The organism is Parazoarcus communis (genome assembly GCF_003111665.1).
GTDB classification, from domain to species: domain Bacteria; phylum Pseudomonadota; class Gammaproteobacteria; order Burkholderiales; family Rhodocyclaceae; genus Parazoarcus; species Parazoarcus communis_B.
Genome location: NZ_CP022188.1, coordinates 1,266,610 through 1,287,095, shown reverse-complemented (window position 1 = coordinate 1,287,095; position 20,486 = coordinate 1,266,610). Strand labels below are relative to the sequence as shown.

At 62.1% G+C, this 20,486-nt stretch carries 15 protein-coding genes; 10 read left to right on the top strand and 5 right to left on the bottom strand.

The features are described from left to right. The first annotated feature begins 10 nt into the window (after nt 1–10). From CEW87_RS05850 to CEW87_RS05840, 3 genes are read left to right on the top strand one after another with little or no spacing between them, the layout of a single operon-like run. Complete coding sequence (locus tag CEW87_RS05850; RefSeq protein WP_108971852.1) at nt 11–457, top strand: acyl-CoA thioesterase; 447 nt, start codon at nt 11–13, stop codon at nt 455–457. 21 nt (nt 458–478) lie between these two features. Beyond that, nucleotides 479–1,939, top strand: coding sequence for an NADP-dependent succinate-semialdehyde dehydrogenase (gabD, locus tag CEW87_RS05845; RefSeq protein ID WP_108971851.1), 1,461 nt, complete (start codon nt 479–481; stop codon nt 1,937–1,939). 10 nt (nt 1,940–1,949) lie between these two features. Further along, complete coding sequence (locus tag CEW87_RS05840; protein ID WP_108971850.1) at nt 1,950–3,107, top strand: iron-containing alcohol dehydrogenase; 1,158 nt, start codon at nt 1,950–1,952, stop codon at nt 3,105–3,107. Between the two features lie 415 nt (nt 3,108–3,522). On the opposite strand, the gene CEW87_RS05835 is transcribed toward CEW87_RS05840, so the two are convergent. Next, nucleotides 3,523–4,482, bottom strand: a complete 960-nt coding sequence (locus CEW87_RS05835) for a recombination-associated protein RdgC (protein WP_108971849.1) — start codon at nt 4,480–4,482, stop codon at nt 3,523–3,525. 66 nt (nt 4,483–4,548) lie between these two features. Further along, a complete protein-coding gene (locus tag CEW87_RS05830; protein WP_108971848.1) occupies nt 4,549–5,019 on the bottom strand; it encodes an SRPBCC family protein in 471 nt (156 codons plus the stop codon). 114 nt (nt 5,020–5,133) lie between these two features. On the opposite strand from CEW87_RS05830, the gene CEW87_RS05825 reads away from it, so the two are divergent. The 6 genes from CEW87_RS05825 to CEW87_RS05800 all read left to right on the top strand — a co-directional run bounded on the left by CEW87_RS05825 (nt 5,134) and on the right by CEW87_RS05800 (nt 15,161). Beyond that, nucleotides 5,134–5,868 (top strand): 16S rRNA pseudouridine(516) synthase, encoded by a 735-nt coding sequence (locus CEW87_RS05825; RefSeq protein WP_108971847.1) that lies wholly within the window; start codon nt 5,134–5,136, stop codon nt 5,866–5,868. Nucleotides 5,869–6,167: 299 nt separating this feature from the next. Then, nucleotides 6,168–7,337, top strand: a complete 1,170-nt coding sequence (gene earP, locus CEW87_RS05820) for an elongation factor P maturation arginine rhamnosyltransferase EarP (RefSeq protein ID WP_108971846.1) — start codon at nt 6,168–6,170, stop codon at nt 7,335–7,337. A 63-nt stretch (nt 7,338–7,400) separates the two neighbouring features. Then, nucleotides 7,401–7,958, top strand: coding sequence for an elongation factor P (efp, locus tag CEW87_RS05815; RefSeq protein ID WP_108949974.1), 558 nt, complete (start codon nt 7,401–7,403; stop codon nt 7,956–7,958). A 127-nt stretch (nt 7,959–8,085) separates the two neighbouring features. Then, nucleotides 8,086–8,517, top strand: coding sequence for a hypothetical protein (locus CEW87_RS22350; RefSeq protein ID WP_159098090.1), 432 nt, complete (start codon nt 8,086–8,088; stop codon nt 8,515–8,517). Nucleotides 8,518–8,681: 164 nt separating this feature from the next. Further along, a complete protein-coding gene (uvrA, locus tag CEW87_RS05805) occupies nt 8,682–14,417 on the top strand; it encodes an excinuclease ABC subunit UvrA (protein ID WP_108971845.1) in 5,736 nt (1,911 codons plus the stop codon). Nucleotides 14,418–14,465: 48 nt separating this feature from the next. After that, nucleotides 14,466–15,161 (top strand): cytochrome b/b6 domain-containing protein, encoded by a 696-nt coding sequence (locus tag CEW87_RS05800; RefSeq protein WP_108971844.1) that lies wholly within the window; start codon nt 14,466–14,468, stop codon nt 15,159–15,161. Nucleotides 15,162–15,216: 55 nt separating this feature from the next. Here CEW87_RS05800 and CEW87_RS05795 read toward each other — a convergent pair whose 3' ends face one another. After that, a complete protein-coding gene (locus CEW87_RS05795; protein WP_108971843.1) occupies nt 15,217–15,678 on the bottom strand; it encodes a c-type cytochrome in 462 nt (153 codons plus the stop codon). Nucleotides 15,679–15,938: 260 nt separating this feature from the next. On the opposite strand from CEW87_RS05795, the gene CEW87_RS05790 reads away from it, so the two are divergent. Continuing rightward, nucleotides 15,939–17,561: a methyl-accepting chemotaxis protein gene (locus CEW87_RS05790; RefSeq protein WP_108971842.1), complete on the top strand. Its 1,623-nt coding sequence runs from the start codon at nt 15,939–15,941 to the stop codon at nt 17,559–17,561. Here the strand turns inward: CEW87_RS05790 and CEW87_RS05785 are convergent. After that, complete coding sequence (locus tag CEW87_RS05785) at nt 17,551–18,855, bottom strand: sensor domain-containing diguanylate cyclase (RefSeq protein WP_108971841.1); 1,305 nt, start codon at nt 18,853–18,855, stop codon at nt 17,551–17,553. The genes CEW87_RS05790 and CEW87_RS05785 overlap by 11 nt on opposite strands. A 169-nt stretch (nt 18,856–19,024) precedes the next feature. Continuing rightward, entirely contained in the window at nt 19,025–20,467 is a 1,443-nt protein-coding gene (locus CEW87_RS05780; RefSeq protein ID WP_108971840.1) for a DegQ family serine endoprotease, read from the bottom strand. Nucleotides 20,468–20,486 lie beyond the last annotated feature (19 nt).

Below are 20,486 nucleotides of genomic sequence, written 5' to 3'. Positions count from 1 at the left end.
ATTCGCCAATATGTCATCGAAGGAAGAAACCCGCGCCGCCTACCCGCATATTCAGGCGATCACCACGCGCTGGATGGACAACGACGTTTATGGTCACGTGAATAACGTCCAGTATTACAGCTACTTCGACACGGTCGTGAATCAGTGGCTGATCGAGCGCGGACTGCTCGATTTCCAGAACAGCGAGGTGATTGGTCTTGTGATCGAAACTTCTTGCGCCTACTTCAGCCCAATTGCCTTTCCCGACGTGGTTCAGGCCGGCCTGCGCGTTGCCCGCATCGGCAACAGCAGCATTCGTTACGAAGTCGGCCTGTTCCGCAATGACGAAGACACGGTTTCAGCCGCCGGTCACTTCATCCATGTATATGTCGATCGCAAAACCAACCGACCGGTGCGCGTACCCGATGCAATGCGTGAAGCACTGGCCGAAATCCAGTCAATCCAGACCAATAACTGACATTCAATAGGAATGAACACAATGACACTCGCACTCAAAGACCCGAGCCTGCTCCGCTCCAGCTGCTACATCGACGGCGAATGGGTCGCTGCCGACGCCGGCGCCACCATCACCGTCACCAACCCCGCCACCGGCGAGACCGTCGGCACCGTGCCCAAGATGGGCCAGGCCGAAACCCGCCGCGCCATCGAAGCCGCCAATGCCGCCTGGCCCGCATGGCGCAGCCTCACCGCTGGCGCGCGCTCGAAGATCCTGCGCCGCTGGTTCGAGCTCATGCTCGAGAACCAGGACGACCTCGCCGTGCTGATGACCTCAGAGCAGGGCAAGTCGCTCACCGAGGCCAAGGGCGAGATCGGCTATGCCGCCTCCTTCATCGAGTGGTTTGCGGAAGAGGGCAAGCGCATCTACGGTGACGTGATCCCCGGTCATCAGCCCGACAAGCGCATCGTCGTCACCAAGGAGCCGATCGGCGTGTGCGCCGCGATCACGCCGTGGAACTTCCCTTCCGCGATGATCACCCGCAAGGCCGGACCGGCGCTCGCCGCCGGCTGCACCATGGTGCTCAAGCCCGCCAGCCAGACCCCGCTGTCCGCACTGGCGCTGGCCGTGCTGGCCGAGCGCGCCGGCATTCCGAAGGGCGTGTTCAGCGTGGTCACCGGCTCGGCCGGCGAGATCGGCGGCGAACTCACCGCCAACCCCATCGTGCGCAAGCTCACCTTTACCGGCTCCACCGAGATCGGCATCAAGCTCGCCGCGCAGTGCGCGCCCACGATCAAGAAGCTCTCGCTCGAGCTCGGCGGCAACGCGCCCTTCATCGTCTTTGACGACGCCGACCTCGACGCCGCCGTCGAAGGGGCGCTCGCCTCCAAGTACCGCAACAGCGGCCAGACCTGCGTGTGCGCCAACCGCCTGCTGGTGCAGGACGGTGTGTATGACGCCTTCGCCGAGAAGCTCGCCGCTGCCGTGGCCAAGCTCAAGGTCGGCAACGGACTGGAAGCCGGCACCACCCAGGGCCCGCTGATCGACATGAACGCGGTCGAGAAAGTCGAAGAGCACATCGCCGACGCGCTGTCCAAGGGCGCCCGCCTGATGACCGGCGGCAAGCGCCATGCGCTCGGCCACACCTTCTTCGAGCCCACCATCCTCGCCGACGTGACCCCGGCCATGAAGGTCGCCAAGGAAGAGACCTTCGGCCCCGTCGCCCCGCTGTTCCGCTTCACCGACGAGGCTGAGGCCATCCGCATGGCCAACGACACCGAGTTCGGCCTCGCCGCCTATTTCTACGCGGCCGGCATGAACCGCGTGTGGCGCGTCTCCGGTGCCCTCGAATACGGCATCGTCGGCATCAACACCGGGATCATCTCCACCGAAGTCGCCCCCTTCGGCGGCATGAAGTCCTCCGGTCTCGGACGCGAAGGTTCCAAGTACGGCATCGAGGATTACCTCGAAATCAAATACCTGTGTATGGGCGGCGTGCAGTAAGGAGACCCAAATGACTGATTTCGTATTCCGTGCCCCGCCACGGATCATCTCCGAGATCGACGGTCTCGAACGCCTCGGTCAGCTCGCGCAGGAGCTGGGGATTAAACGACCGCTGCTGGTTTGCGACCAGGGGATCGTCGCCTGCGGCATCGCCGGTCGGGCAAGCAGAGTCCTCGCTGCGGCGGGACTGAAAGCCGCGACCTTCGATGCCGTCCTTGCCGATCCACCGGTGGAGATGGTGCGCAAAGCGGTGGAAGCGGCGAGAGCCGCCGAGGCCGACGGCGTCATCGGCCTCGGCGGCGGCTCCTCACTGGATACCGCAAAGGTCGTGGCCTTGCTGGCGCATTCGACACAGACGATCGAAGAAATCTACGGCGTCGACATGGCCACTGGCGGCCGCCTGCCGCTGATTCAGGTACCGACCACGGCCGGTACCGGCTCGGAGGTCACCTGGGTGTCCGTCATCACCAACGAGAATGGAGAGAAGAAGGCCGTCTATACGCCCCAGCTGCTGCCCGACATTGCCCTGCTCGACGCCGGACTGACCGTGGGCATGCCACCCAAGGTCAGCGCGGCAACTGCGCTCGATGCGATGGTGCACGCCATCGAGGCCTACACCAGCCGCACGCGCAAGAACCCGGTTGCTGACGCCCTTGCACGCAAGGCACTTGAGCTGCTCTCACGCAACCTGCCCCTCGTTCTCGAGAACGGTCAGGATCTGCAGGCGCGTTCGGCCGTGCTCGAAGGCGCGATGCTGGGTGGTATGGCCTTCGTCAATGCTTCCGTTGCGGCCATCCATGGTCTTGCCTACCCGCTTGGCGCGCGTTTTCACGTCCCTCACGGGCATTCCAACGCCCTGGTGATGGGGCCGGTACTGCGCTTCAATCTCAGGGCTGCCACAGCCGCCTACGCGGAGCTGGCGCGCTGCGTGCTCCCGGGCCGCAGCTTTACGTCCGCAGCAGAGGCCGCAGAGGCTTTCGTCAGCCGCATGGAAGAGATGGCCGGGTATGGTGGGCTGGAAACCCGCCTGAGCCAGCTGGGGGTTAGCGAAGCCGACATTCCCGGTATGGCCGAAGAGGTGGTGACCCAGATTCAACGTCTGATCGCCACCAATCCTTGCGACATGAACCAGGAAGACGTCACGGCGATTTATCGATCGATTCTGTAGATCGATTTTCCGTGTTCGACAAGAGGGGAGGATCCGATGGATTCCTCCCCTTTTTTACGTCCAGAGCGATGACCAGCCGCATCGAAAATGTACGAAAAACAGCATGTATAAGCTGTTATTCAGACACCGTGCAGATTGTGGATAAGTTGAGTAAACAACACTGGAGAAAATTTCATCAACAAATGATCCTGTCGTTTACCAGGGTGCTGTGCACACGTTTACGAGACAGTCAATAGACTGTTTTGTATGGGTAAAAAGTGCTTATCCACAGATTTCGGGTCACTATAATCTTTATAGTCTTTTAAATCTTTAAATACTGTGTACACCCTTTGAACACCCCAAAAAAAAAAAAAAAGCGCCGCCGCAAATGCGACAGCGCTTTGACCTGCTCTTGGGCTTACGCCCTCGTGTCCACTCAGAACGGTGGATCACCTGCAGCTGACTTCGTTACTGCCGAATGAATCTCCGTTGTGGCTTCCTGCTTCAACTCGCCACCCAGTGCTTCAACAACAGCAGGCAGCAACTGCCCAAGCTCGCCGGTCATCAGGGCAAACTCGGCGTTGAACAGCGCCTCTTCGTCTTCGGCCTGACCGTCGATCTGGTCGCGCACCACGTCGAGGAAATCGATGCGCTTGATCTCGAGCTTGTCGGTCAGAACGAAACTCACGCGGTCGTCAAAGGTCAGGGCCAGACGTGTCGGCAACTTGCCGGCCTCGAGGTGCCCCTTGATCTCGTCGCCTTCGAGCGGATGACGAACGTAACGAACAGCAGCCTTGTCTTCGGTGACCGAACGCAGTTCGCAGTCCTGGTCGATGCTGAAACCTGCTGGCGCTTCGTTGCCTGCAAGCCAGTCGGCCATTGCCGACACCGGCGAGCGTTCGGTGCGCACCAGCGTCAGCGGGAAACTGTCGAGGCAGTGACGCAGTTCTTCGATGACATCTTCCGCGCGGGCCTGACTTGGCGCGTCCACCGCCAGCCAGCCGCCAACCGGGTCGATCCAGGCGTGAAGGCGACGACGACGGGTAAAGGCGCGTGGCATCAGTTCCTGTGCGACCTGTTCGCGCAGATCCTTCATCTGCTTGCGACCGAGTTTGAAGCCTTGCTGGTCGGCCATTTCCGCTGCGCGTTCGTCGGCTTCCTGCTTGACCACGGAGGACGGCAGCAGACGATGTTCGAAACCAAGGGAGATCAGCCACTGGCCACCCACTGCATGGACCAGAACTTCGTTACCCAGGGGCGAGAGCCAGCCGCGACTCTCCATGTCCTGGCTGCCGCACGGGTTGAAGGGCTTCTTGGCCAGTTGCTCTTCCAGTTTCTCGATGCTCATGTCCCACCCTGCGGGCAGGCGATACAACTGCAGGTTTTTGAACCACATGATTTATTTCCTGATGTGAACGAAAAAGCGCCCGCTGCACCCGCAACGGACGCCGGATGGAATGGATTATTGCAGTCGTCCCGACTCGGCGATCATGCGGATCACCTTCATGGTGTCGATGTCGGACTGATGATAGGCGGAGCGAACGATATCGGCATACTTTGCCTCTTCGCTGCCGTTGGCTTCCGGCAGGCTGGTCGAATAGACGAAGCGCAGAAAGAGCATCCCGGCCTCGGGCTCTTCGATACTGATCGTCAGTTTGCCGCCCGCGTGCTCTGCCGTGGCTTCGGATTCGAAGCTGATCCACTCGAGTTCGCTGAAGAGCACCCGGTCTCGAATGCTGACCTGTCCGAAATTGAGTTCGCGCAGGAGTTCGCCCTCCTTGCGTTCGAGGATGGTGCAGCGCTCAAGTCCGGGGAGAAACGCACGTGAATCCTCGGCGCGGCACAACAGGCCGAACCAGACTTCTTCGCGGCTAAGCACGGTAAGCAGCGGATTGGCGAGGTCATTGACCTCGATCAGATGTTCGAATTTCAAAAACGGTCTCCTTGCCGGTCAGGCTGTCAGTTTACCCCGACGCAGCCGATGGTCGCAGCGCTGCTGCCCGTCCTGACGGAGATGGGATGAAGCGCAGGCGGCATCCGCGATACCATGCCAGCCATGCAAATCGAACGACTTCTCCACTCCCAGGGTTTTGGCAGCCGCAAGGAATGTCGCGCCCTCGTCCGTGCCGGGCACGTCAGTGTTGCCGGTGTTCCGTGTGACGACCCTTTCGCAGACTATGAACCCGGCGGCAGCGATGGTGTTCCCGGGCTCGAGTTCACGATCGGCGATCAGCCGTGGCAGTTCCGCGCCGAGGCTTACCTGATGCTGCACAAGCCGGTTGGCTACGAATGTTCGCTGAAACCGACTTTTCACCCCTCCGTTTTCAAGCTGCTGCCGCCACAGATGCTGCTGCGCGGTGTGCAGAGCATCGGCCGACTCGACCAGGATACGACCGGGCTGCTGCTGTTTTCCGACAATGGCAAGTTCATTCACTACTGGAGTTCGGGCAAGAAGCGCACGCCCAAGGTCTACGAGGTCACGCTCAAGCACGAAGTGACGCCCGAACTGCTCGCGGCGCTCCTTGCCGGGGTGCAGATGCATGACGAACCCGCACCGGTTGCGGCAACGGCCTGTGTTCAGACCGGTTCGCATACGCTGCAGCTCACCCTGTGCGAAGGCAAGTATCACCAGGTCAAGCGCATGATCGGTGCAGCCAGCAACCGGGTGGAAGCCCTGCACCGCAGCCGTGTTGGCGGACTCGAACTCGATGCGCAGCTGGCGCCGGGTGAATGGCGCTGGCTGGAAGCTGCCGACCTTGAGCAGCTCAACAACTATTCCTGATTGACCCGCAGGCGGTCCTGGGTTCCGGCAGGTGTTTGCCGGACTCGGACCGCCTTTTTGTTTGAGCTTTTGTTTGTTGTTTACTTTATTAAATATAAAGATAAAGAAGTAAACAGTGGACCAAAATCTGTGGATAACTCGGATAGCGCCTGCTGCAGTGCAAGATTCGCGGTCTGATAAGCAGGTTGATAAACCCCCTAATCAGCTGTGCATGAAATGTCCATGCTTTTCCGGCCATTTCCTTCCTAAGCCTTTGTCCACATCCTTTCCCGCTTTAATCCCCCGACTTGTTCACGACGATGACCGAAAACGCGCTTCTTCCCCCGCCTGACTACGAGATTTTCTGTCAGGTTGTGGATAACTATGGGGATATCGGCGTCTGCTGGCGACTTGCGCGTTCACTCGTGCGCGATCACGGCTTTCGGGTGCGACTCTGGGTGGACGACTTCGTCGCGTTTTCGCGCCTGTGTCCGGTGCTTCGCACTGCAGTGCAGCAGGCGGTGGTCGAGGGCGTCGACATCCGGCAGTGGACGATGCCGCTCGAGCGGCTTGAGCCGGCCGCTGTGGTCATCGAGGCCTTCGCCTGTACCTTGCCCGAGGCCCACGTCGAGGCGATGGCTGCACGGCCTGTGGCGCCGGTCTGGATCAACCTCGAGTATCTGTCGGCCGAGGACTGGGTGAGCGGTTGCCATGGTCTGGCTTCGCCCCATCCGTCACAGCCCTTGACCAAACACTTCTTTTTTCCCGGTTTCGATGCCGCCGGTGGCGGGCTGTTGCGCGAGACCGGGCTGATTGCGGCCCGTGACGGCTTTCTGCAGCAAGGCGGGCGGGCCGCATGGCTGGCGACGAACGAGGTTGCACTTCCTGGCGCGGATACGCTGATCGTCTCCCTGTTTGCCTACGAGCAGCCGGGGCTGACGAATCTTGTCGAGATATGGGCGCGGAGCAGCCGCCCGGTGCTGCTGCTGGTGCCTGAAGGCCGGGTGCTGGGCGACCTGGCGCGGGCCTTTGGTGTGCACGGGCTGAGTGCGGGTGCGCGACTGCGCAAAGGCAGTCTCTCGCTCGCCGTGTTGCCCTTCACCGACCAGGACGCTTACGATCGCCTGCTGTGGGTGAGCGACCTGAATTTCGTGCGCGGCGAGGATTCGTTTGTGCGTGCGCAATGGGCGGGCAAGCCTTTCGTCTGGCACATCTATGCGCAGGACGACGAGGCGCACTTCGACAAGCTTGATGCTTTTTTGCAACGCTATCGTGCGGGTCTGGACCCGGCGGCCGCCGGGGCGCTCGTAGCGTTCTGGCATGCCTGGAACGGTCGCGGAGTGCCTGCTGCCGCGTGGTCTGCGTTTGCCGAAGCCCTTCCCGTGATCGGTCCACACGCGGAAAACTGGGGTCTGAGCCAGGCGGCGATGCCGGATCTGGCGGTGCGTCTGACGCAATTCTGCAACCACATAGTCGACGCGAGAGGGTAGAATCGCGCGCTTTCGTATCGGGTTAGCGTCTACGGTCGCGCCGCATCAAGTTCAGGACACAGCATGAAAACCGCACAGGAACTCCGCTCGGGCAACGTCATCATGGTCGGCGCCGACCCGCTGGTGGTACAGAAATCCGAGTACAACAAGTCCGGCCGCAACGCTGCGGTCGTGAAGATGAAGCTCAAGAACCTGCTGACCGGCGCGCCGTCGGAGTCGGTTTACAAGGCTGACGACAAGTTCGAAGTGGTCCAGCTCGACCGCAAGGAAGTGACCTACTCCTACTTCGCTGATCCGATGTACGTGTTCATGGACGCCGACTACGAGCAGTACGAAGTCGAAGCCGAAAACATGACCGACGCGCTCAAGTACCTCGAAGACGGCCTGGCCTGCGAAGTGGTGTTCTACAACGGCAAGGCGATCTCGGTCGAGCTGCCCAACGCCGTCGTGCGCGAAGTGGAATACACCGAGCCGGCCGTGAAGGGCGACACCTCGGGCAAGGTCATGAAGCCGGCCCGCATCAAGACTGGTTTCGAGCTGCCGGTTCCGGCCTTCGTCGAAATCGGCGACAAGATCGAAATCGATACCCGCACCGACGAATACCGTGCTCGCGTGAAGTAATTTGCACCGATCCAATGCAAGGGGCCCTCACGGGCCCTTTGTTTTGGTCAATACGGGAAGTATCTGACAGAATTTTCCTGTCAGACGGTGCAAGCTTAAATTCGCCCAAATGCATGAGATGAGACTGATGAAAACCCTGCTGGCCGCGATGGCCGCTGCAAGCACCCTTTTTCTCGCCGGTTGTAGCGAGGACAAGCCGGCCGACAAGGTCGAACAATCTGCCAGCGAGGCGGTGGACGCCGCCAAAGAGGCGATCGAGAAAGCCGGTGAAGCAGCAGTAAAGGCAGGAGAAGCCGGCAAGGCCGTCGTCGAGGCCGTGACCGAGCAGGCTGCAGAGCAAGCCGAGACTGGCAGCGAGAAGGCGGCTGAGGTCGTCGAATCGGCGGGTGAAACCGCACTCGACGCCAAGGAAGCCACCGAGCAGGCCGCAAGACGCATTGCCGATGCCACCCTGGAAGCGGCAAAGCGGATCAAGGATGCGGGCAAGGGCGTCGTTGATGCAGTGCGTAACAAGCCCGAGGAAGTGCCGCAGGTACCGCAGGAAAAGCCCGCGGAATAAGCGCTACTGGCGCATTCATGCGCCGCTGACACCCGGACCGGATCGGGCTGATCCGGTTTTGCCGGGCGCGTTCGATATGATTGTGATGGCTGCTTGAACCTATCGTCCTGGGATGGGGTCTGCAGCCTACAATGACCATCTTGCGCCCCTCCAGCAGCCCAGCCATGCCCGACCTCAAAGACAGCATCCGCATTCGCGGCGCACGTCAGAACAATCTCCGCAATCTCTCGCTCGACCTGTCGCTGAACCGCCTCACGGTGGTGACCGGCGTATCCGGTTCGGGCAAGTCCTCGCTGGTGTTCGACACCTTGTACGCAGAGGGGCAGCGCCGCTACGTCGAGACCTTCTCGCCCTACGCGCGGCAGTTTCTCGACCGCATGGATAAGCCTCAGGTCGACCGCATCGAGGGCGTGCCGCCGGCCATCGCGATCGATCAGACCAGCCAGGTGCGCACCTCACGCTCCACGGTCGGGACCATGACCGAGCTTGCGGACCACTTCAAGCTGCTCTACGCCCGCGCCTCGCATCTGCACTGCCGCTGCTGCGGCAAGCCGGTCAAGCGTGACTCGGTCGACAGCATCTGTGAGGACCTCGGCCGTCGCGCTGCGGCTGCAGGCGATCCGCGACTGATGGTCTGCTTTCCGCTCACCGTGCCGAAAACCTACAGCGAGGCCGAGATCACCGCGCTGCTCAACGCACAGGGCTATACCCGCATCCATCGGCGCGAAGAGGGTGTGGATGCCGATGTGCTGCAGGTCGTGCAGGACCGCTTCCGCTTCTCGGCGGCCGAGCCCTCGCGTCTGGCTGAAGCGCTGGAAGCGGCACTCCGTCTGGGCCATGGCCGCTTGCGGGTGTTTGCCGCCGGCGATGGCGAAGAGGCTGAGTGGCGCTATTCGCAGGGTCTGCATTGTGCCGACTGCGACATCCATTACAGCGATCCGACCCCGGGCCTGTTCTCCTTCAATTCGCCGATCGGGGCGTGCGAGACCTGTCGCGGGTTCGGCCGTGTCATCGGGGTGGATTTCGGCCTGGTGATCCCGGATGAATCAAAGACGCTCGCCGAGGGCGCGATCAAGCCGTGGCAGACAGAGAGCTACCGCGAGTGCCAGCAGGATCTGGCAAAGATGGCGAAGAAGGCCGGGGTGGCGATGGACGTGCCCTTCCGCGACCTGCCACCGGAACACCGGCAGTGGGTGCTCGAAGGCGACGCCAAGTGGAAGAACTGGGACAGCTCATGGCCGCGTTACTGGTACGGGGTGCGCCATTTTTTCGTCTGGCTCGAGACCAAGGCCTACAAGATGCACATCCGGGTGCTGCTGTCGCGCTACCGCAGCTACACCGAATGTCCCTCCTGCCACGGCGCGCGCCTCAAACCCGACGCCTTGCTGTGGCGCTTGCCCGTTTCAAAGGGGTCAGAGTCGTTTGATCTGACCGCTCGATCAAACGACTCTGACCCCTTTGAAAAAAGAGGGTTGGCGATCCACCAGCTGATGGCGATGCCGGTCGATCGCATCCGCGAAGCCATCACCGCACTTGAGCTGCCCGGTGTGGCGGACGAGGCCACCGAGCTGGTGCTGGGCGAGATTCGCAGCCGGCTGACCTATCTGTCCGATGTGGGGCTGGGTTATCTGACGCTCGACCGGCAGTCGCGGACGCTCTCCGGCGGCGAGGTGCAGCGCATCAACCTGACGACGGCGCTCGGTACCTCGCTGGTGAATACGCTGTTCGTGCTCGACGAACCTTCGATCGGCCTGCATCCGCGCGATATCGGCCGCATTCTGGGGGTGATGACGCGGCTGCGCGACGCGGGCAACACGCTGGTGGTGGTCGAACACGATCCACAGGTCATGGTAGCGGCGGACGAGTTGCTGGAGATCGGGCCCGGCCCTGGCGAGCGCGGCGGCAATATCGTCGCCCGCGGCACGCCGGCGGAGATCACCGCAAATCCGGATTCGGTCACCGGTCCCTGGCTTGCGGGCAGAAAACGTATCGATGTGGAGCGTCCATCGCGTCCGGTCGATGCCGCGACGCCGCATCTGACCCTGATCGGCGCACGTGAGCACAATCTGCGCGGAATCAGCGTGTCTTTCCCGCTGCAGCGCATGACCTGTCTGACCGGGGTGTCGGGTTCGGGCAAGTCGAGCCTGATCCAGGATGTGCTCTATCCTGCGCTGGCAAAGCATTTTGGCGAGGCGGTGGACACGCCGGGCGCCTTCGACGGACTGGAGGGCGTGGACGGACTGCGCGGTGTGGTGATGGTCGATCAGTCGGCCATCGGCAAGAGCTCGCGCTCCAACCCGGTCAGCTATGTTGGCGCCTGGGATCCGATACGCAACCTGTTTGCCGCCCTGCCCGAGGCCAAGCAGCGCGGTTATTCGCCCGGCACTTTCAGCTTCAACGCCGGCCACGGGCGCTGTCCGACCTGCACCGGTTCGGGCTTCGAGCACGTCGAGATGCAGTTCCTGTCCGATGTCTGGCTGCGCTGTCCGGATTGCGACGGCAAGCGCTATCGCCCTGAAGTGCTTGAGCTGCAATGGCGTGGCCATTCCGTGGCTGATGTACTGGAGATGACGGTGCGCGAGGCGCTGGGCTTCTTCGCCGATCAGCCCAAGGTGCTGGCGGCGCTCGCACCCCTGTCCGACGTCGGCCTCGATTATCTGCGTCTGGGGCAGCCAGTGCCGACGCTGTCGGGTGGTGAGGCGCAGCGACTGAAGCTGGCCGGCCATCTGGCAAGCGCGGCGCAGAAGAAGGGCAGTCGTGCGTCGAAAGCTGTGGATAAGGCTGTTGGCAAGTCCGTGGATAAGGCGGTGGACGCTGCGCCTGGTCTGCTCTTCCTGTTCGACGAACCGACGACCGGCCTGCATTTCGAAGACGTCGCTACCCTGCTGGGGGCGTTCAACAAGCTGCTCGAAGCGGGCAATTCACTGATCGTGATCGAGCACAACCTCGATGTGATCGCAGCGGCCGACTGGATCATCGACCTTGGCCCGGAAGGCGGCGAAGGGGGTGGCGAAATCGTGGTCGAGGGCAGTCCGGAGCAGGTGAGGGCACATCCCTCATCTCACACCGGGCTTGCGCTGCGCGAGTATGCGGAAGCGCTGGCGCGCACCCGCGCTGCACCGGCGATGGTGGCCGAAGCGCCGGTGGCCTACCGTGCGCTGACGGCACCGGCGATCGAGATTCATCATGCGCGTGAGCACAACCTGAAGAACATCAGCGTGTCGATTCCGCGCGACCGCTTCACCGTGGTCACCGGCCTGTCGGGCTCGGGCAAGTCGACACTGGCGTTCGATATCGTGTTTGGCGAGGGCCAGCGCCGCTATCTGGAGTCGCTCAACGCCTACGCGCGCCAGTTCGTGCAGCCGTCGAGCCGACCGGATGTCGACGGCGTGTTCGGTATTCCGCCCACGGTGGCGATCGAGCAGCGCACCAGTCGTGGCGGGCGCAAGAGTACGGTGGCGACGTTGACCGAGATCCACCCCTTCCTGCGTCTGATGTACGTCAAGCTCGGCACGCAGTATTGCCCGGACTGCCAGGTACCGGTGACACCGCAGAGCTTCGAGGCGATCGTCGCCCAGATTCAGCGCGAACTCAGAGGTGCATCGGTTGAAGTGCTGGCGCCGCTGGTCACCAACCGCAAGGGTTTGTACACCGATCTCGCCAAGTGGGCCCGCGGCAAGGGCCATGCGCAACTGCGGGTGGATGGCGAATATCTGCCGACCGCAAAATGGCCGCGGCTTGACCGCTACAAGGAGCACTCCATCGAACTGCCGCTCGGAATGGTAGTGGTGCAGCCGGAACACGAGGCGACCTTGCGCGAGTTCGTCGGTGCTGCGCTGGAGCATGGAAAAGGCGTGCTCAAGGTGCTGCGACTTGTTTCAAAGGGGTCAGAGTCGTTTGATCCCCTTGATCAAACGACTCTGACCCCTTTGAAACTATCAAACGACTCTGACCCCTTTGAAATTACGTTTTCGACGCTGCGGGCGTGCCCGAGTTGTGGGACCGGCTTTCCGGAGCCTGATCCGCGTCTGTTTTCCTACAACGCCGAGCATGGCTGGTGTCCAAAGTGCTTCGGGACGGGGCTGAAGACGGCGGCGCGGGTGGAAGATCCGGATGCGCTCGACCTTGGCGATGCGGAAGACACAGTCAGCAGCGATGAGCCCTGCCCGGCGTGTGAGGGTGCGCGACTCAATCCGGTCGCGCGTGCGGTGCGTTTCCGTGACCGCGGCCTGCATCAGCTGGCGAAGCTGGCGGTGAACAAGATTGCGGACTTCTTCGGCGAACTGGTATTGAACGAGCGTGAAAACGACATTGCGCGTGACCTGGTGAGCGAAATCCGCGGTCGCCTCGATTTCCTTCAGCATGTGGGACTGGGCTACCTCGCGCTCGACCGTGCCGCACCGACGCTGTCCGGTGGCGAGGCGCAGCGCATCCGGCTGGCGGCCCAGCTGGGCTCCAACCTGCGCGGGGTGTGCTACATCCTCGATGAGCCCACGATCGGCCTGCATCCGCGTGACAACCGCCTGCTGCTCGATACCCTGGAAGCCTTGCGCGACCGTGGCAATACCTTGCTCGTGGTCGAGCATGACGAGGACACCATCCGCCGTGCCGACCACGTCATCGACCTCGGCCCGGGTGCCGGCGTGCGCGGTGGCCGGGTGGTGGCTGAAGGCAATGTGGCGGCTTTGCTGGCTGCACCGGAGTCGGCCACCGGTGCCTGCTTCCGCAATCCCTTGCAGCATCCGATGCGTCCGCGGCGGCCGGTGGCGGCAGACCACCCGGCGATCCGCATCGAGGGTGCCAGCCTGCACAACCTGCGCAACATCGATGCAAGCATCCCGCTGGCCCGGCTCACCGTGGTGACCGGGGTGTCGGGATCGGGCAAGTCATCGCTCGCACGCGATGTGATTCACGCCAATCTGCGCGCGCGGCTGGGCGATCCTGAGGCGGTGCGGGCGCGACGCCGCGGCAAGGCACAGCCGGAAGAGGTGGATCAGACGCTGGTGGGCTGTCGCAGCCTGGAGGGCTGGCAGCAGGTCGGTCGGGTGCTCGAGGTGGATCAGACTCCGATCGGCAAGACCCCGCGCTCCTGCCCGGCGACCTATGTCGGTTTCTGGGATGCGATCCGCAAGCTGTTTGCCGATACCTTCGATGCCCGCACCCGGGGCTGGAGCGCATCGCGCTTCTCCTTCAACACCGGTGCCGGTCGCTGCCCCTCATGTGACGGGGCCGGGCAGACCACGGTGGAGATGAACTTCCTTCCCGACGTGAAGACGTCTTGCGAGGCCTGTGGCGGTGCCCGCTTCAATCCCGAAACGCTGTCGGTACGCTGGCGCGAGAAGACGGTGGCCGAGGTGCTGGCGATGCCGGTGGACGAGGCGGTGGGCTTTTTCGCTGCCCACCCGTCCATCGCCCATCCGCTGCAACTGCTGCAGGACGTGGGTCTGGGCTATCTGACCCTTGGCCAGCCCAGCCCGACGCTGTCGGGTGGCGAAGCGCAGCGCATCAAGCTGGTGACCGAGCTGTCCAAGGTACGCAACCGGCCGGGCGATGCCGCTGCAAGCGGTGGTGTGCCCCTGCCTGCCGATCGTCACACCCTGTACGTGCTCGACGAGCCTACGGTCGGCCTGCACATGGCTGATGTGGACAAGCTGATCCATGTGCTGCACAGGCTGACCGATGCCGGGCACACCGTACTGGTGATCGAGCACGACCTCGATGTGATGGCCGAGGCCGACTGGCTGATCGATCTTGGCCCAGAGGGTGGGGATGGCGGCGGACAGATCGTGGCCGAAGGGCCGCCCGAGGTCGCGATGGACAATCCCGCATCGCATACCGGCCGCCACCTGGTGGAGTTTCTCGCTGCACGGTGCGGCACTGCGGAACCGAAACCAGCCTGATCCGGTCCCTGAAGGCATAATGGATAGTCGTATTGCAGGGATGGTTTTATGAGCAAGCAAGTTGTGCGGGTGTGGGATCTGCCGACCCGTGTCTTTCATTGGGCGCTGGTGGTGCTGACCGCCGGTGTGTTTGCCAGCGGGCTGATCGGTGGCAACCTGATCGTGTGGCATGGCCGTCTGGGCGTGGCCATTGCCGGTTTGCTGGCGTTTCGTCTGGTCTGGGGCGTGCTGGGTTCGACCTATGCGCGTTTTGCGCACTTCGTGCCGGGACCGGGTCGCATCAAGGCGTACCTGAGCGGTCAGTGGAAGGAACCGGGTCACAATCCGCTTGGGGCGCTGTCCGTGCTCGGCTTGCTTGGCATCATGATCTTTCAGGTGGTGAGCGGGCTGGTGGCGAATGACGATATCGCCTTCGAGGGACCGTTGTATGCGATCGTGAGCAAGAGCACCAGCGACTGGATGAGCAGTCTGCACCGGCAGAACATCTGGATCATCGGCGGTCTGGTTACGCTTCATGTGCTGGCGATCCTGTACTACGCACACGTCAAGAAGGACAACCTGGTGAAGCCGATGATTACCGGGGTGAAGGAGTTTCCCGAACCGGCGCCCAGGCCCGCACAAGGCGGCGGACTGGTGTCCTTCGTGGTGGCGCTGTCCATTGCGGCTGCGACAGTGTGGGTGGCGACGGGTGGGCTGGTTTCGCCACCTCCCCCGCCGCCGCCACAGTCCGTACCCGCCTGGTAAAAACGAAAAAGCCGCAGAAATGCGGCTTTTTCAGTTCTGCGTTCCTGACGAGCGCTTACTCTTCGCGGAACTTGTCGTGACAGGCCTTGCAGGTCTTGCCGAGGTCGCCAAATGCAGTCTTGACTGCAGCGGCATCGCCACTGGCGGCTACTTTTGCCAGGTTGTTGGCGGCGCTGTTGAAGTCACCCGCGAGCTTGCCGACTTCCGGCATGTTCTGGAACAGCTCTGGTTTGACACGGGTTTTCTGGTCTCCGATCGCTTTGTCGGTACCCGGGCCGTAAAGTGCGCCCATGCCCGAGTTGGCGATGCCGGCGATGGCATTGGCGGCCGCAGTGACCTGGGCTGCGTCGTAGGTGCCTTCGAGGTTGTTCTTGATCTTGCCCATGTTCCAGCTCATGAAGCTGTATCCGGCCTTGCGGAACTTGATCTGATCTTCCGGTTTAACCTGGGCCGACGCCATGGTGGCGAGCGACAGTGCGACAATACCGAGTGCCGCGCGGGCGATGGATTTCTTCATGTGTGACCTCTCAGGTTGATGATGGATGATGGATGATGGAATTCGGATACGGACCCCGTGCTCGGACAGGACCTGAATACCTTGGTTCCCAGTATTTATCAGGGTTACATGATATTCGTATCAGGTGACAAATCAATACCGGTGCCACGTGCCAGGCATTTCGTGCGAAGAAATTGCTAAAGCTTTGCATCAGGTCAGCCGATGTTTCAAGTGACTACAGAATGCGCCCGGACCTCGGGCACACAGGCAAGGAGAGAATCATGCGTCGTCTAGCCGACACGCCGATATGGGTGCGCCTCACCGGTGCAATCTGGCTGATGCTTGTGATTGCGTGGGGCAGCATGATCGTGTGGGAGACCCGCGTGAATCGCGATACCGCAATCAATCAGGCGCGTGACTTTGCCAGTTCGGTCAACGAGATGACCATGGCAGGGCTGACCGGCATGATGATCACCGGTACGGTGGCGCAGCGCGACGTGTTTCTCGACCAGATCAAGGAACTGTCTTCGGTGCGCGATCTGAAGGTGATTCGTGGCGAAGCCGTGAGCAAGGTCTATGGGCCGGGCACCTCTGCCGAGACGACGCTGGACGAGGCCGAGAAGAGGGTGATGGCGGGCGGTCCGGCGATTCTTCAGGTCGAGAATGACGACCAGTATGGAGAGCACCTGCGGGTGGTGATCCCGTCTGCGGCATCCAAGAACTATCTCGGCAAGGATTGCACGCTTTGTCACCAGGTCGATGTGGGAACCACGCTCGGTGCGGTGAGCATGCGGGTCTCGCTCGACAAGGTGAATGCCGCGGTGACCGACTTCCGCAACGAGAGCATCCTGTTCGCTTTCCTGGCGTCGCTGCCGCTGGCTGCGTTCATCTATCTGTTCATCCGTCGTTTCGTGACCCGGCCGTTGTCGCACATGACCGAGAGTCTGGCGGAGATTGCCCAGGGTGGCGGTGATCTCACGCGCAGGCTCGATGCACCGGGTCAGGATGAGATTGGTCGTACGGCTGAGACCTTCAACCGCATGATGGCCACGATTGCCGATCTGGTTCGTCAGGTTGGCGCCTCGGCCGAGGCAGTCACGGGCTCGGCACGCAACCTGGTGACAGGCGCCTCGCAGCTGGCCGAAGGTTCGCACCGGCAGAACGACAGTTCGATGGAAGCGGCCAAATCGGTTGATGAACTCAACGTCAAGATTCTGCACATCGCTGAAAGTACCGAGGCGGTGCGCGTACGATCCCGCGACAGCCTTGCCCGTTCGCAGGAAGGCCAGCGCAGTCTGGGAGAGTTGATCAGTGAAGTTGCACATGTCGAAACTGCCGTGCAGCACATGGCGGAATCGGTGGGTGCCTTTGTCGATTCGACGCGGGCCATTACCAGCATGACGCAGGAAGTGCGCGAAATTGCCGAGCAGACCAATCTGCTCGCACTCAATGCAGCGATCGAGGCTGCGCGTGCCGGTGAGCAGGGTCGGGGTTTTGCGGTGGTTGCAGACGAGGTGCGCAAGCTGGCAGAGAAATCTGCGCGCTCAGCGGGTGAAATCGACACCATCACCCACGAGATCAGCCGGCAGTCGGTTTCGGTGCAGGATTCCATTGCCCGCGGTCTGAGCCATCTCGAGTCCAGCCGTCATGCCGCCGACGTGGTGTCGGGCGTACTGGTTGCAGCCAATGCGTCAGTCAGCGATGTGGGCGAAGGTCTGGACCGGATCGCGACCGCGACCGAAGATCAGCGTCGTGCCAGCGAGTCCGTCACCAGCAGCATCGACGAGATTGCCGGCATGGCGCGCGACAACAATGCGGCGATTGAGCATACGGTCGGTGCGGCGCGCGAGATGGAGCAACTGGCGTCGCGCCTGCAGGAGTCGGTATCCCGCTTCAGGGTGTGAGGGGCTTGATAGCGGCCGGCTCGACCCGGTTGCGCCCTGCCGCCTTGGCGCGGTAGAGCGCCTCATCCACCGCGATGAAGAGCTCCCGGGCGTCTCGGCCGTGCTCGGGACAGGAGGCGATGCCGAAGCTGGCGGTGACCTGCTCGAGCGCATCGATGCCCTCCCATGGATGTGCGGCCAGCAGATGGCGCAGGGTTTCGATGCGGTGGCGCAATTGTTCGAGGTTGCTGTCCACGCAAATCAGCATGAACTCTTCTCCGCCCCAGCGGCAAAGAAAATCCGAGCGCCGGATGTGTTTTCCGAACAGCTGCGCGACGCCGGCCAGTACCTTGTCACCACACTGGTGCCCGTGGGTGTCGTTGATATGTTTGAAGTTGTCGAGGTCGAACAGGCAGATGCCGAGTGGCACGCCGAGACGTTCGCAAAGCCCGAGCTGGGTGTCGAGCACGATTTCGGCTTCGCGGCGGTTCAGCAGTCCGGTGAGGCTGTCGTGCGATGCGAGTTGCTGCAGGCGGAGTTCCAGGTTCTTGCGATCGGTGATGTTCTGCACCATGCCGACGACTCTCGAGGGGCGGCCGTTTTCATCACGTTCGCAGATCCTCCCGCGGTCATGCACCCACAGATAGTGTCCGTTGCGGTTGCGCAGGCGGTATTCGGCCTCGTAGCGCTCGCGCTCGCCGGCAAGGTGCTCGTCGAGGACCCGGCCAACCATGCCGGCATCGTCGCGATGGATATTGTCGGTCCAGCTCGACAGCGTGGGCTCGAGTTCGTCCGGTCCGTATCCCAGCATGCGCTTGAGCTGGGGGCTGAAAAAGACCTTGTCGCTGCTGATTTCCCAGTCCCATAGCCCGTCGCTGGCCTCGTTGAGTGCGAAGCGAAGCTGGGCATCGCGCGCGCTCAGGTCGCGTTCGAGTTGCGTGCGCAGCGTGATGTCGCGTGCGACCGACAGGAAATACTCGCGATTGTTGAACTGAAAGCAACGGGTATGCACCTCGACCGGTATTTCTCGACCGAGCCGATGCCGATGGCAGCCGATGAAGACATAAGGGGCACGCGCCCGGATCTCGGCCGCAATACTGAGCCACTGCTCCGGGCCGATGACATCTCTCTGCAGGCTGAGAACCGAATGGTCGAGCAGGTCTTCCGCGCGGCTGTAGCCGAGCCCGGACCAGGCCTCGCGATTGCAATAGACGATGCTTGAGCTCGCGGGATCGATCAGGAAGACGCTGTCGGGCAGCGCATCGAAGACCGCTTCGAGAACGGTGTGTGAATTGTCGGCGTTGGCAAGCGGCATCGCATACCCCGTTCGTACGGGGATCCTGTCCAGTAGCGAAGCATAATAAACGCATCGCAGACGTGGGTATATCGCTTACGTTCTGATCGATACGAAAGCGTCTTCGGAAACTGCAGAAAGAGGCGGGGGCGGCAGGTGGCCCGCTGCATGCCACCGCCGCCGTGCCTGCTTATTCCATGCGGACCGGTACGAAGATGCGTGCATCACCGCGCTGAATCAACAGCGCAAAGCGCTTGCCTGCGCGGTTCAGGTACTGACGGAACTGTTCGACCGTATTCACCTGCTGATTATTGATCGCCAGAATCACGTCGCCGCGTGAGAGTCCGGCGCGTGCGGCGGGGCCGGTGACGCCTTCGATAACGAGGCCGCCGGGAACGCCGACCTGGGCGGCTTCCTGGCTTGTCAGCGGCCGCGCCTTGAGGCCGAGCTTGCCGGTGGTACTTTCGCTTCCGTCCTGTCTGGTATTGGCGCTGAGGTCGGGATTGAGCTCGTCGAGAACCGCGCTTACCTCACGATTCCGGCCGTCACGCCAGACATCGAGTTTTACCTTGGTTCCGGGCCGCTTTTCGCCAATGATCCGCGGCAAGTCCGCAGAGTCAGCGACGCGAATGCCGTCCACACCAAGTACGACGTCGCCCGCCTGCAGACCTGCCTTGTCGGCAGCGCTGCCAGGGTCGACGCTGGCGATCAGTGCACCGCGCGCGTCCGACAGGCCGAAGGACTGAGCGAGCTCCTTGTCCACGCCCTGGATGGCAATGCCGAGACGGCCACGCTGCACCCGGCCATGGGCGACGAGTTGGTCCTTCACCTTCATTGCGACGTCGATCGGGATGGCGAAGGAAATTCCCATGAAGCCGCCCGAACGGGAATAGATCTGGGAGTTGATGCCGACCACCTCGCCGCCGAGATTGAACAGCGGGCCGCCGGAATTGCCCGGATTGATCGCGACATCGGTCTGAATGAAGGGGACGTAGTTTTCATCCGGCAGGCGGCGCGCCTTGGCCGAGATGATGCCTGCGGTCACGGTGTTGTCGAAGCCAAAGGGCGAGCCCATGGCCACGACCCATTCGCCCACGCGGGCGCGATCGGGGTCGCCGATGGTGACCACCGGCAGGTTCCTGGCCTCGATCTTGAGCACGGCGACGTCGGTACGCTTGTCGATGCCGACGACCTTGGCCTTGAACTCGCGCTTGTCGATCAGACGTACGGTGACTTCTGCACCATCTTCATCAACGACATGGGCATTGGTCAGTACGTAACCATCGGCACTGACGATGAAGCCGGACCCGATGCCACGGCTGATTCGTGGTGCGCCACCCGGTTGCCCGGGCATGTTGGGCATGGGCACACCGAAGCGGCGCAGAAAGTCGTAGAAGGGGTCGTTGGCAAAGGGATTGTCATCGTTTCCGAACTTCTGCTCCTGAACCACGCTGATGTTCACAACGGCGGGGCCGACCTGTTCGACGAGGTCGCCGAAGTCGGGAAGTCCGAACCGGTTGGCGCTGACCGCAGCTGTTACCGGCGCGGCCTGGGTTGTCGAAACGACTGTTCCCTCGGGTAGAAAAGCGACGAGGGCGAGCGCCAGCGTAGTGGCGACGAGGCTGTTTCTCATGGGCATTCCTGTGTTGTGG

Coding starts and splice junctions, on each gene's coding strand:
- CEW87_RS05840 (WP_108971850.1), top strand. CDS start 1,950: ATGACTGATTTCGTATTCCGTGCCCCGCCACGGATCATCTCCGAGATC.
- gabD (WP_108971851.1), top strand. CDS start 479: ATGACACTCGCACTCAAAGACCCGAGCCTGCTCCGCTCCAGCTGCTAC.
- CEW87_RS05835 (WP_108971849.1), bottom strand. CDS start 4,482: ATGTGGTTCAAAAACCTGCAGTTGTATCGCCTGCCCGCAGGGTGGGAC.
- CEW87_RS05800 (WP_108971844.1), top strand. CDS start 14,466: ATGAGCAAGCAAGTTGTGCGGGTGTGGGATCTGCCGACCCGTGTCTTT.
- efp (WP_108949974.1), top strand. CDS start 7,401: ATGAAAACCGCACAGGAACTCCGCTCGGGCAACGTCATCATGGTCGGC.
- uvrA (WP_108971845.1), top strand. CDS start 8,682: ATGCCCGACCTCAAAGACAGCATCCGCATTCGCGGCGCACGTCAGAAC.
- CEW87_RS05790 (WP_108971842.1), top strand. CDS start 15,939: ATGCGTCGTCTAGCCGACACGCCGATATGGGTGCGCCTCACCGGTGCA.
- CEW87_RS05825 (WP_108971847.1), top strand. CDS start 5,134: ATGCCAGCCATGCAAATCGAACGACTTCTCCACTCCCAGGGTTTTGGC.
- CEW87_RS22350 (WP_159098090.1), top strand. CDS start 8,086: ATGAAAACCCTGCTGGCCGCGATGGCCGCTGCAAGCACCCTTTTTCTC.
- CEW87_RS05785 (WP_108971841.1), bottom strand. CDS start 18,855: ATGCCGCTTGCCAACGCCGACAATTCACACACCGTTCTCGAAGCGGTC.
- CEW87_RS05850 (WP_108971852.1), top strand. CDS start 11: ATGTCATCGAAGGAAGAAACCCGCGCCGCCTACCCGCATATTCAGGCG.
- CEW87_RS05780 (WP_108971840.1), bottom strand. CDS start 20,467: ATGAGAAACAGCCTCGTCGCCACTACGCTGGCGCTCGCCCTCGTCGCT.
- earP (WP_108971846.1), top strand. CDS start 6,168: ATGACCGAAAACGCGCTTCTTCCCCCGCCTGACTACGAGATTTTCTGT.
- CEW87_RS05795 (WP_108971843.1), bottom strand. CDS start 15,678: ATGAAGAAATCCATCGCCCGCGCGGCACTCGGTATTGTCGCACTGTCG.